Raw genomic sequence first — 12,707 nt, 5'->3', positions numbered from 1 at the left:
GAATCGACTATGAAAATCGGCGTAATCGGTGGTGGTCAACTCGGTCGTATGCTGGCCTTGGCCGGCACCCCGCTGGGCCAGCAATTTGCTTTTCTTGATCCGGCGCCAGATGCCTGTGCGCAGGCGCTGGGCGAACATATCCGCGCTGATTACAGCGACCAGGATCACCTGCGCCAGCTGGCTGAAGAAGTCGATCTGGTTACCTTCGAGTTTGAAAGCGTGCCTGCAGAAACCGTCGCCTTTCTCTCGCAGTTCGTGCCGGTTTATCCAAATGCCGAGTCACTGCGCATCGCCCGTGACCGCTGGTTCGAGAAGTCGATGTTCCAGGACCTGGGCATCCCTACCCCCGACTTTTCCGACATCCAGTCCCAAGCGGATCTGGACACAGCAGTAAAGCGGATAGGGCTGCCAGCCGTTATGAAAACCCGCACCCTGGGTTACGATGGCAAGGGCCAGAAAGTTTTGCGCCAGCCTGACGATGTTGCCGGCGCCTTTGCCGAGCTGGGCAGCGTGCCCTGCATTCTCGAAGGCTTTGTGCCATTCACCGGTGAAGTGTCGCTGATCGCCGTGCGTGCCCGCGACGGAGAGACCCGCTTTTACCCGCTGGTGCACAACAACCACGAGAACGGCATCCTCAAGCTGTCGATCGCCAGCACCGCGCACCCGCTGCAAGCGCAGGCCGAAAGCTACGTGAGCAAGGTGCTCGATAAACTGGACTACGTTGGCGTCATGGCCTTCGAGTTCTTTGAAGTCGACGGCGGCCTGAAAGCCAATGAGATTGCACCGCGCGTGCACAACTCTGGTCACTGGACCATTGAAGGCAGCGAATGCAGCCAGTTCGAAAACCACCTGCGCGCCATCGCCGGATTGCCACTGGGCTCCACCGCTACCCTGGGCGAAGCCGCGATGCTGAACTTCATTGGTGAAGTGCCGGAAGCGAGCAAGGTAACGGCTATCGAGCAATGCCATTTGCATCACTACGGCAAGGCCTTCAAGGCCGGCCGCAAGGTGGGCCACGCCACGCTGCGTTGTGCTGATATGACTACTTTGAAGGGTCGGATTGCTGAGGTTGAGGCGCTGATCAAGGGCTGATCATCCCGGCAGTGAGAAAGGCGCAGCATGCGAGTGTTGCGCCTTTTTTGTTGACGCTTGCGCGCAGGTTTTTAGACATAGCTTTTCAGATACTGGATAGTCAGCCTTTCGCCTTTTTGGCGAGCCAAGGGGGGCTGCTTGCCCAGCCCCCCTTAGCGATCCCCCGGGGCACCCGACTACGCGGCCCTTCGGGTTCGCTGCGTTGCTCGGCCTGACGGGGCCCTGCGGAACTCGTCGCTGCGCTCCTCAGGCTAGGCGCCCCCAACATTCCTCGGGCTTTCTCCCGCCAGTCCTGCGCTACTCGCCCGCGTAAACGGGACAAATACATGTACCCGCTTCACCATTTTTAACAAAGCTAGAGCCGTTTAAAAATCAATACAAATACACGGGGCAACTCCCCGTCTGCGTGGGCGAGTAGCGCAGAGCTACCGGGAAAAAGGCGCGCGCGGTGTCTGAGCGAAGCGAGTTTGCGCGTGTCCCCGGTAGATCGAGCAACGCAGCGGACCCGAAGGGCCATGCAGTCGGGTGCCCCGGGGGATTGCTAAGGGGGGCCGGGCAAGCGGCCCCCCTTGGCTCGCCATCAAGGCGAAAAGCTGACTCGATAAAAACATCAGAACGTCAGAACGTCAGAACGTCAGAACTGAGAATACAAACCGAGCCTTACTGCGCCAGCACGCTTACTGATAAGCCTTAAGCTCCGCCTTGGCAATCGCGTTGCGGTGCACCTCATCCGGGCCATCGGCCGTGCGCAGGTGGCGGGCATAAACGTATAGCTGCGCCAACGGGAAGTCCGATGAGAAACCACCGGCGCCATGCGCCTGAATAGCCCAGTCGATCACCTGGCACGCCATGTTCGGCGCCGCAACCTTGATCATCGCGATTTGCTTGGCTGCAACCTTGTTACCGGCCGTATCCATCAAATACGCTGCGTTCATCACCAGAAAGCGCGCCTGATCAATCATGATCCGCGACTCGGCAATGCGCTCACGCCACACGCCCTGTTCCGACAAGGGCTTGTGGAAGGCAACGCGATGACTCAAACGCTCACACATCAGCGCCAACGCCCGCTCGGCTTGACCGATCACGCGCATGCAGTGGTGAATACGCCCTGGCCCGAGGCGGCCCTGGGCGATTTCAAAGCCACGGCCCTCGCCCAGTAGCATATTGCTGGCTGGAACCCGCACGTTTTCAAACAGAATTTCCGGGTGGCCATAGGGCGGATCCATGTAGCCGTAACACCCCATATCGCGCAGCACGGTAACGCCAGGGGCGTCCATCGGTACCAGAATCATCGACTGCTGCTGGTGACGATTGGGGTGTTCTGGATCGCTCTTGCCCATCACCACCATAATTTCGCAGCGATCATTGGCAGCGCCCGAGATGTACCATTTGCGCCCGTTGATCACGTACTCGTCGCCATCACGCTCGATACGAGTCTCAATATTGGTTGCATCCGATGAGGCAACCAGCGGCTCGGTCATGGCAAAGGCAGAGCGGATCTCGCCGTTAAGCAGCGGCGTCAGCCAGCGCTCCTGCTGCGCTTTGGTGCCGTAGCGTGCGAGGACTTCCATATTGCCGGTATCAGGGGCACCGCAATTGAACACTTCGGAGGCCCACATACCGGGTACCCGGCCCATCAATTCAGCCAAAGGCGCGTATTCCATGTTACTCAGCCCCGGGCCGTGCTCGGCCTCGGGCAGAAACAGGTTCCATAACCCTTCAGCGCGCGCTTTGGCCTTCAGCTCTTCCATCAGTTTCACTGTGGTGTAGGCGTTGCCAGCCTTCTCGTTGGCGCGGATCTCTTCTTCGTAGGCCTGCTCATTAGGGAAGATATGTTCGTCCATAAAGGCCGATACCCGTTTTTGCAGATCCAGGCCCCGTTCGGTTTGCTGGTACATGGCTTAACTCCTGACTCGGTTCGCTATCGCCGCATGGGCGTCCTGCCAACCAAGATCTCAATACACATGTGTATTGTCAATTGTGTATGGAAAGCAATATGACGGCGCCTTCGTCTGACTTATAATGCCAGCTCTGTCTTATCCATGAGAGTGCTGCCATGCCTGCCCCCGCCAAAGCCAATCCGCGTGGCCGACCCAAAGGTCGGGCAGTGCTCAGTCAGCAGGATTGGTTTAATGCCGCGACCGAGGCCATCCTGGAAGGCGGCTTCGATCAGCTGCGCGTGCTGCCCCTGGCTAAACGTTTGAAAGTCACTCGCGGCAGTTTCTATTGGCATTTCGACGACCTTGGCAGCTTTATCCACTTGTTTCTCGATCAGTGGCAGGCCCTGCGCATGCGGGGCCTGCGTTACTGGCAACCTGGTAAAGATCCCAGCCTCTCACCTGAGCAGGAAGTAGATCGGGTGCTCACGCTGATGTTTGAGGGACCGGCCGTCGAGTTCAAGCGCATGAAGGTTGAATTCGCAATCCGCGACTACGCGCAGCGCGACGACTATGCACGCAACATCGTTGCTACTGTGGATAACGCGCGCGTCGAACAGAGCGCGCAGCTGCTTGAACCCCTGGTTGCCCCCGGCACTGCGCGGGCAATGGCGCTGATCCAATATTCAACGGTGCTGGGTAGCGTACTGCTGTTCCGCGGTCAGCTCGGCGGCGACGAATCACTGACCACGATCCGCAATCACTGGCAGCAGCTGCTAAACGGTCCTCAAGCAGACGCTTAAGGAGCCGATATCTTTTGACGCGCTGTACACAGCTGGTTACGTTCCTGTCAGATAAGCCGTGTGCGAACTATGATTACATTGTGCAATCATCGGCAAGTAGCTGATGCTTCCATCAGTAGACGGCTTGGCCGCTGGCCGTCGCGTAGAACGGGGATAAGCAGTGCTGATTGGTTCCTGGTTTTATAACGCCGAGTTAAATACCGGCCCGCTGTTGCAGGGAATGCATCATCACAGCCTGATGTTTCTGTCGATCGTGATCGCCATCGCCGCGTCTTGGCTGGCGCTGCAGGTTGCCGGGCTGGCTCGCGTTGCCGTTAACGAGTCGGCGCGTAAAGGCGCCATCGTCAGCGGCGCCGCTGCACTTGCTGGTGGTATTTGGGCCATGCACTTCATTGGCATGCTCGCCTACGATATCGGCATGCCAGTTCGCTTTGATCCGGCAATCACCCTGCTGTCGTTCCTCCCTGCCCTGGCCGCTTCGCTAATCGCCCTACCGCTACTGTCGCGCCGCGAGCTGGGCTGGAGCGAGCTCGCACGCGGCGGCATTCTGATCGGCTTGGGTATCGGCTGCATGCACTACAGCGGCATGTTAGCCATGCGCGCCGACGCGCAGTTGCTGTTTGATCCTGCCTGGTTTGTCGCGTCCATCGTTGTCGCCACCGGCCTGTCTACCCTGGCGCTTCGAATTCGCTTCGGCTTGTCACAGAAATCACCAAGAGCTCTATTCATTGCCGCTTTGATCATGGGCTTGGCGATTGCCTCAATGCATTACGCCGGCATGGCAGCAGCGCGTTTTATCGGTATCGCGCCGGCAAACTACAGCCCAGAGTACAGCCAACACCTGACGCTAGGTCTGATCATTGCCTTGACCACACTGATACTCGGCGGGCTGGTGGGTGTGGTTAACGGTATCGTTCGTTTCAGCCAGCTATATCGCCAGGTGCATGACAGCGAAGCGCAAACCCGCGCCGTATTTGATACCGCAGTAGACGCGATCGTCAGTTCAGACGAGCACGGCACCATTCACGAAATGAACCGCGCCGCAGAGCGCCTGTTCGGCTGGTCAATGGCAGAGCTGGTCGGCCAGAATATGCGCCTGCTGCTCACTGATCAGAGCTACCAAGGTCATCTCGCGTTTTTGCGTGAGTTCAACGCAGGCCTGCGCCCCCAGTTGCTCGGTAAGAGCCTGGATAGCACCTGTCGTCGGCGTGACGGTAGTGAGTTCCCGGTACGTGTTGCCATTGGCCAAACCGGGACGGGCGACGTAGTGCGCTTTGTCGGGTTTATCAGTGATATCAGTGAGCAGCGTCGTCTTGAGCAATCACTGCAACAGCGGGAAGAACAATATCGGACGCTGATTGCCAATATCCCGGGCACCTCATTCCGCTGTTTGCCGCGCGATGATTGGCCCATGCTGTTTATCAGCGAAGCTGCCGAACAACTCACTGGCTGGCCAGCCGACGACTTTCTGGCAGGCGGTAAAAGCTTTGCCGCGTTGATCCATCCCAACGACGAGCAACGCTGCTATGACCGCGTAATGCACGCTATCAGCAAGCGTGAGAAGTACAATATTGAGTACCGTATTATCCACCGCGATGGCAGTGAGCGCTGGGTTTCGGAAAGCGCCAGTGCCATCTTCGACGAGCAGGGAACGGCACAATGGATCGACGGGGTGATGATCGACATTACCCACAGCAAGCAGCGTAACGCCGAATTCGAGGGCATTGTCTATGCCATCAGCCAGGCGCAGGGCATGCTTGAGCTAGGTATGGACGCAACTATTCTCTCGGTAAACGAGCGCTTTCTCGCCCTCAGCGGCTATGCGCGCTCAAGTCTGCTGGGAGCCCCGCACGCGCTGGTGTTCGAGCCCTGCGAAGAAAGTAACCAACTCTGGCCAAGGCTGAGTAAAGGCGACTACGTGGCCGGCGAGTTCAGTCTGCGCCACATTGATGGGCATGTGGTTTATGTACAGGCTTATTACAATCCTATCCTTGATACGGACGGCAAGCCGCGCAAAGTAATCATGCTGGCAACCGATCTCAGCGAACGTCACCGCATGGAAGTCGACCTGGTTGAGGCCAAAGAGCGGGCCGAACTGGCGGCGGAATCCAAAGGTGCCTTTCTGGCCAACATGAGCCACGAAATTCGTACCCCGATGAACGCTATCATTGGTTTTAGTGACGTGTTGCTCAGTGACAACCAGCTACCAGCCGCTCAGCAACAACACGTCAAAACCGTGCATAACGCAGCACGATCACTATTGGGTCTGCTAAACGATATTCTGGATACAGCAAAACTGGAAAAAGGCGCAGTACAGCTGGAATACCAGTCTTTTTCGCTATTCGAGCTTTGTCAGCAGCTGCTTGCCGTTTTCCGCCTCGAGGCGACGCAGAAAGGTCTGCAGCTAACGTTTGACTATCAACTGGATCAGCACTACTTCTACGGCGACGCCATGCGTTTACGCCAGGTACTCACCAACTTGCTGGGTAATGCCATCAAGTTCACCCTCGACGGCCAGGTTGAGCTGCAAGTCAGTTCCGCGCAGGACGGCATCTGCATACGCTTGCGCGACACTGGCATCGGCATTGATCCGCAACGAATCAAGCTCATCTTCGAACCCTTTGCCCAAGCAGACGCCTCGATGAGCCGGCGCTTCGGCGGTACCGGACTAGGGACGACGATTTCCCGGCAGCTGGTAGAGTTGATGGGTGGCAGCATAAAGGTTGAAAGCGAGGAAGGTGTAGGCTCGTGCTTCATCATCCAACTACCGCTGATTGAAGCGCAATCGTTGCAACCCTCCAGCTCTAGCAAGCGTATAACGCTACCGCCGCTGAAGATTCTGGTGGCCGATGATGTTGCCGATAACCTGCGCTTGATGGAGGTGATCCTTAGCGCTGACGGACACAGTGTTACCTGCGTTACCAACGGCCTTGCTGCCTTTGAGCGGATGACCGAACAGCACTTTGACCTGATCCTCATGGATATGCAGATGCCTGAGGTGAGCGGCCTGGAAGCCACGCGCATCATACGCCGCTACGAAACAAACCTGGGCAGGCCGCCAACGCCAATCATCGCTCTAACCGCAAGCGTATTGGACAAGGATAGGGAGGCAGCCAAGGCAGCCGGCATGGATGGTTTTGCCTCAAAACCGGTAGACCGCCTCGCGCTGCAGCGCGAGATGTGCCGAGCTTTGCAACTCACCGAGCAGCTCACCGACGAGCCTGCTATGGCCGCACCAGCGCCCGCCGAAGGCTCGATCAATTGGTCCGAGGGTGCTCAGCGCTGGGGTAGCTCCTATGCCTTGGAGCAGGCTCTTCGCCTCTTTTTGCAGAGCAACCAGGATACGCCAGGTCAGCTGGCACAGCTGCTGGAGAGCGGACAGAGCGAAGGCGCAGCGGCCTTACTACACCGACTGCGTGGGAGCGCTGCCAACCTGGGACTGCAACAGGTGCAGTTGCTTGCTACGGCCATGGAGTCACGTATAACCGAGGAAAACCTTGGTGACCTGACCGACGCAGTGCATGAGCTACATGAGGCCTTGCAGGCTGCCGAGGCTGCAATCCCGGCGCCAACCGAAGATCAGCAGACAGTCGCGAAGCTGCCGATAACGCAGCAACAGCAACAGCAACGTCATAAGCTACTCAGCAATCTGATCGCCAGCCTGAAGCGGGGGGAAATGCTGGAGAGTCGCCTATCAAAGCTCGTCGGCCTGGTATCAGAGCCGCGGCTGACGCTGATCCAGCAAGCACTCGACGATTTTGATTTTCACCTAGCAGTGCAGCAGCTCGAACTCGAGCTTGCCGCGCCCGTTATCGAAGACTGATGCCATGCCATTGAGAGATGCCCGCCGTACCCTGTTGCTGGTCGATGATGAGCCGTCCAACCTGCATTTGCTGCGCCATATTCTGCAAGACGAATACCGGTTGCTGTTCGCCCGTGACGGCGAACGAGCGCTGGCACTAGCCGGGACAGAAAGCCCGGACTTGATACTGCTCGATATAATGATGCCCGGTATGACGGGATATCAAGTCTGCAGCCGGCTCAAGGCAAACCCTCTCACCGATAGTATCCCGGTTATTTTTGTGACCGCTCTCAGCACTGTGGAAGACGAAATCCGCGGCTTCGAGCTTGGCGCAGTGGACTATATTTCCAAACCGGTTAGCAGCCCGATAGTGCGTGCTCGGGTGCGCACTCACCTATCGCTGGTGCGTGCCGACGTGCTGCGCGAGACGCGCCTCAACATCGTCCAGTGTCTCGGTATGGCAGCTGAGTACAAGGATAACGAGACCGGCCTGCACGTCATCCGCATGAGCCATTTTTCACGCATCATCGCGCTTGCGGCAGGCTTCAGCGAAGAGGAAGCCGATGAAATCCTGCACGCGGCACCAATGCACGACGTTGGCAAGATTGGCGTGCCTGACGCCATACTGCAGAAACCCGGCAAGCTCGACGAGCAGGAATGGCAAGTGATGCGGCAGCATCCCGAGATCGGCGCGCAGATTATTGGCGATCACGATGCCACGCTGCTGCAGATGGCCAAACGGATTGCCCTCTCGCACCATGAAAAATGGGATGGCTCAGGCTATCCCAAGGGCCTGGTCGGTGAGGCCATTCCTATTGAGGGCCGCATTGTCGCCATCGCCGATGTATTCGATGCGCTAACCAGTGTGCGACCCTATAAAAAGGCCTGGACAGTAGAAGCTGCAGTGCAACTGATCCAGGAGCAGAGTGGCAAGCACTTTGATCCAGCGCTGGTAACCTGCTTTATCAATAGCATTGCGGCTATCATCGAGATTCGTAATCGCTGGGCGGAGTAGCCTTGTTACCCTGCCTGTGGAACACTTCTGCCCACGCCCTTGTCTGACCTTTTTCTCCTTTTCTGGATCTGCCCCGATGATGCTCTGCCGTGCTTTACTGCTGCTGACTATGCTCACTGCCCCGCTGCTGGTCTGCGCGGAACCCAAAGAGGTCGACTGGCTCGACCTGCTGCCCGCCGAGGACTACCAGGCCATGCTGGACATGCCCGAACTCGATCACGGCAATGGTAACGGACCTGACGCCAACGGCGACTTCACCACAAGCCTGCGACAGGAAGACAACAAACTCCCCGCGGTCATGTACTCCACTACGGTAGTCGCCGAGATGGATCAACAGCAGATCAAAATCGGCGGTTATCCAGTGCCGATCGAAAGCGATGCCAATGGCCGCTACACCCAGTTTTTTCTGGTCCCTTACGCCGGTGCCTGTATTCACGTTCCACCGCCGCCGCCGAACCAGATCATTCTGGTGAACTACCCCGCCGGCATGGATCTCAGCGATATCTACCAACCGCTGTGGATAGAGGGGGTATTACGAGTATCGCAAACCAGCAACCAGTTAGCCGATGCCAGCTATGAACTGGATGCCGACCAGGTAGGTCTCTACGACGGCCCTTGAGGCATGAACAACCCGCCTTAAAAAGCAGTCGTATACAATCGCCCAGCCGGGTGGCCCTGCGTATGGAGCCAATCCGCTATGCTGTCGAAATGTCATCATTTTCACTGGAGTTGGATCAATGCAATTTCTAATTGGCCTGATAGGGCTGGTGCTACTCATTGTAACCAGCCTGCGTCGCTGGCTTCTGCGCCGTGAATCGCCCCAGAAGCAGGCTGTCGACTTGCCCGTCGAGCTTTTTCAGGTCGGTTCAGCGGTAATAGCCCGCAGCCGTGACGATGCCCCCGGCGGCAGTGTGATCGTGATGCATGGGTTTGTAGAAAACTTTCTCTATTTCACCGAGCACTATGCCGACCCCAATATTCAGCTAATCATGCTGACCAGCGCGGACTATCATTTGCCGATCAACCAGCCACGCTTCAGCACAGCTGACTGGATAAAGGTTCCAAGCCAGCGCCCCGGCACCATTGCCTACGACGCAGCAGTGCTGAACCAGGCACTGGAGCACCTTGCGACCGGTACCCAGGTGCGAGTACATGGCCATTCGCGTGGCGGTGCGGTCACCCTGGAAGCCGCGCGTCAGCGTCCAGATTTATTCGAGCGCGTTGAAGTAATACTCGAAGCGCCGGTGCTGCCGCAAGGTAAGCCCTACAAGCCGGTACCGTCTATTGCGCGCTGGTTTGCCCCCTTCTATCTGTTCGCCTGGCAACAACAACCTATCAGCCCTGCCAATGCCAAGATTTTTGGCCCGCTGGATAACCCGCGCAAACGTGAGCTGATCATGGCGTTACCGTTCAATCCCCGCTACGGAAACACCTTCGTGACCAATATGAAAGATCTGGCGGACTGGATGGAAAACACCGGCACTGACATTTATCAGCACGTCAAATTCGGCGCCATTCTGGTACCGTCCAAGGATCTGGTGCTCGACGCCGCCGCGATGCGTCAGAGCGCGCAGCAGGCAGAAAACTTACAGATCATTGAGGTAGAAGGCTGTAGCCACCTGATCACAGCGGACCGGCCAGACAGCATTCCACCGCTGCCGGCCGTTTGATATGAGTTACACCCTGGAGCCCATCGGGGTGGTGCATTCATGCTTCAGTGAGAAATTCGCCATTCCGCGCCAGCCCCAACTGGCGCCCGCTGCCACCGGTATCCTGGAGTTGTTCCCACCCTATAATCAGCCCGAGGCGCTGGTCGGTCTGGAGCACGTCAGTCACCTTTGGCTGTTATTTGTCTTTCATGCTGCCGACAGCGGTCCAAAACACCTGCGCGTCAGGCCACCACGCTTGGGCGGCAACCAGCGCATCGGGGTGTTCGCCAGCCGAGCAACGCACAGACCCAACCCACTGGGGCAGTCCGTGGTCAAACTCGAAGGCATCGTTGACGGCAAGCTGCTGCTGTCCGGCATCGACCTGCTGGATGGCACGCCGGTACTGGATATCAAGCCCTACGTGCCCTATGCCGACGCGCTACCTGAAGCCCGTAACGACCTGGCCCCGGCACCGCCCGCACCTATTTTGGTGGAATGGTCAGCGCTGGCCTTAACGCAAGCCGATGAGCACGGCGAGCGTTTGCGCACGGACTTGAGAGGCCTGATCGAGCAATGCCTGGCGCAGGATCCAAAACCGGCTTACCAACAGCCCGAGCCTTCACGAGAATATGGCGGCCGCTTCTGGGATCTGAATGTGCGCTGGCATTACCCGGCGGCCGACTGTATTCGGGTTATCGACATCCAGCAGGTAAACCTACCCGATTAAGCTTGCGTCACAAATCCGGCTTTAGCATATATACTCCGGGCGACAGGCCAAACGGGACGCGGCTCGATTATGGGTGTGTTGTACTTTTCTCCAATGTTGCTGGGTATATGTCTGTTGCTGGCTATCGCCATCAGCGCAACAGCATTGCGCGTTATGGTGCCAACCGAACGGGGCCCCGGTTTCTGGATGGCAGGAAGCTGGTCGTTAATTGGCGGCATTGCCTTGTTCATCGGCTTTATCATCAGCCACAACCCCGTGCTCAACGTTCTTGGTAATGCCGCTCAACTGGCTGGCGAGGCCTTGTTTTTACTCGGCATTTTTCGCTTTCTGGGGCGTCCGCTGCCCTGGTGGACAGTCCCGGTCAGTGCGGGTCTGATGTCACTGGTTAACACTCATTACTGGCTATTCGACGGCAACTCGGATTTCCTTATGGGGGTGTACTCGACCATTGCCGGACTTCTACCCGCGCAGGCTATCTGGCTGCTGCTACGCTACCAGCATGACGCGCAAACCAGGCCAGCCCGGCTATTGGTCGGTGTCAGCCTGACTATTTATTCTGTCGTAACCCTACTTCGTGGCTACCTTGGCTACCACGACTGGTGGCACGATCAACCCTATATCCAGCCCTATGAATCGTTCAGCTACCTGCTGCCATATAACTTTGCGATCCCTGCCTTGGTCATGGGCTTTATCGGTTGCACCTTGATGACCACACAGCGCGTACTAGCGCGCAGCCAACAACTGGCCGATCAGCTGCAAGAACTCGCCACCCGAGACTCGCTCACCTGCGTACTTAACCGGCGTGCCTTTCATGAACATTTACTGCAAGAAATGGCTCGCGCCCAACGTTATAAAACCGCGCTATGCCTGGCTATGCTTGATCTGGACCACTTCAAGAGGCTCAACGATAGCTTGGGTCATCTGGGTGGCGACCATGCGTTACAGCAATTTGCCTGGCACTGTCATGAACACGCCCGCGCTACTGATGTGTTTGCCCGCTTTGGTGGTGAAGAGTTTGTCTTGTTGATGCCGCAAACCACCGCAACTGAAGCCCAGGCTGTGCTGCAGCGCCTGCATGATGGGATATGTGGCCAGCCTCAGCACTACCAGGAGCAAGTCTATCAACTGCGCTTCAGTGGTGGCCTGGCAGAACTAGAGCCCAATGATACCCCCGACAGCCTGCTTAAACGGGCCGACCAGGCGCTCTATGCGGCAAAAGCGGGCGGAAGAAACCGGATAAAGCTCTGGTCACCAAACCCGTAACATTGGTTACGTGGCATACTCAAACAGCCATTTTTTACTACGAGGTCCCTAGCGGTGTTCAATCTAGGTCATGTTGCCTTGCTGATGCTGCTTCTGCTGATCGGCTGGTGGCTTTTACGCAATTTGGGTCTACGCGATCAGGCCATGCGTTTGGTGCGCAATCATTGCCAACGCAGCGACGTACAGCTGCTGGACGATAGTATTGCCCTTACCGGCATGAGGATCGCGCGCAATCGACGCGGCCGACCCGGTCTGGTTCGTCGCTATGCATTCGAGTTCACCGTCACAGGTGAGCATCGCTACGATGGCTATATAGATTTGCATGGTCAGCAACTGCTGCATCTCGAAATGGCGCCGCATCCTTTCCCGGGTGGGGATTCAGACCAGCAAGCCAAAGAACAACCTACAGCCACGCTGCATAGAATGCATTAAATCTATATTAATCAAATGCTTATAAATTTTATCGGACACCCTTTGTT

Annotated in this window: 10 protein-coding genes; 9 read left to right on the top strand and 1 reads right to left on the bottom strand. The window is 57.2% G+C overall.

The genetic code is table 11. From position 1 onward, the window contains the following. Positions 1–9 precede the first annotated feature (9 nt). The gene (locus EF096_RS02640) at positions 10–1,092 is read left to right on the top strand and encodes a 5-(carboxyamino)imidazole ribonucleotide synthase (protein ID WP_123888067.1); all 1,083 of its coding nucleotides are present in this window, start codon (positions 10–12) and stop codon (positions 1,090–1,092) included. Positions 1,093–1,769: 677 nt separating this feature from the next. Here the strand turns inward: EF096_RS02640 and EF096_RS02635 are convergent. Then, positions 1,770–2,990 carry an acyl-CoA dehydrogenase family protein gene (locus EF096_RS02635; RefSeq protein ID WP_123888066.1) on the bottom strand — a complete coding sequence of 407 codons (1,221 nt, stop codon included), beginning with the start codon at positions 2,988–2,990 and terminating at the stop codon, positions 1,770–1,772. Between the two features lie 158 nt (positions 2,991–3,148). Here EF096_RS02635 and EF096_RS02630 point away from each other — a divergent pair, with 158 nt between their 5' ends. The 8 genes from EF096_RS02630 to EF096_RS02595 all read left to right on the top strand — a co-directional run bounded on the left by EF096_RS02630 (position 3,149) and on the right by EF096_RS02595 (position 12,660). Next, positions 3,149–3,772 carry a TetR/AcrR family transcriptional regulator gene (locus tag EF096_RS02630; protein WP_123888065.1) on the top strand — a complete coding sequence of 208 codons (624 nt, stop codon included), beginning with the start codon at positions 3,149–3,151 and terminating at the stop codon, positions 3,770–3,772. A 160-nt stretch (positions 3,773–3,932) separates the two neighbouring features. Continuing rightward, positions 3,933–7,595, top strand: a complete 3,663-nt coding sequence (locus EF096_RS02625; RefSeq protein WP_123888064.1) for a PAS domain S-box protein — start codon at positions 3,933–3,935, stop codon at positions 7,593–7,595. A gap of 4 nt (positions 7,596–7,599) precedes the next feature. Continuing rightward, positions 7,600–8,589, top strand: coding sequence for a response regulator (locus EF096_RS02620; protein WP_123888063.1), 990 nt, complete (start codon positions 7,600–7,602; stop codon positions 8,587–8,589). 76 nt (positions 8,590–8,665) lie between these two features. After that, positions 8,666–9,208, top strand: a complete 543-nt coding sequence (locus EF096_RS02615) for a DUF3299 domain-containing protein (RefSeq protein ID WP_456239102.1) — start codon at positions 8,666–8,668, stop codon at positions 9,206–9,208. A 118-nt stretch (positions 9,209–9,326) separates the two neighbouring features. Further along, positions 9,327–10,259 (top strand): alpha/beta fold hydrolase, encoded by a 933-nt coding sequence (locus tag EF096_RS02610; protein ID WP_123888062.1) that lies wholly within the window; start codon positions 9,327–9,329, stop codon positions 10,257–10,259. 1 nt (position 10,260) lies between these two features. Continuing rightward, the gene (tsaA, locus tag EF096_RS02605; RefSeq protein ID WP_123888061.1) at positions 10,261–10,965 is read left to right on the top strand and encodes a tRNA (N6-threonylcarbamoyladenosine(37)-N6)-methyltransferase TrmO; all 705 of its coding nucleotides are present in this window, start codon (positions 10,261–10,263) and stop codon (positions 10,963–10,965) included. A gap of 75 nt (positions 10,966–11,040) precedes the next feature. Next, positions 11,041–12,228, top strand: a complete 1,188-nt coding sequence (locus EF096_RS02600) for a GGDEF domain-containing protein (protein WP_218567533.1) — start codon at positions 11,041–11,043, stop codon at positions 12,226–12,228. Positions 12,229–12,282: 54 nt separating this feature from the next. Beyond that, entirely contained in the window at positions 12,283–12,660 is a 378-nt protein-coding gene (locus EF096_RS02595; protein WP_123888059.1) for a DUF3301 domain-containing protein, read from the top strand. Positions 12,661–12,707 lie beyond the last annotated feature (47 nt).

It is taken from the genome of Pseudomonas neustonica, assembly GCF_003797945.1.
Classification (GTDB): domain Bacteria; phylum Pseudomonadota; class Gammaproteobacteria; order Pseudomonadales; family Pseudomonadaceae; genus Halopseudomonas; species Halopseudomonas neustonica.
Note: the sequence above shows the minus strand (reverse complement) of the source record. Positions and strands in the feature narration are given on the sequence as shown.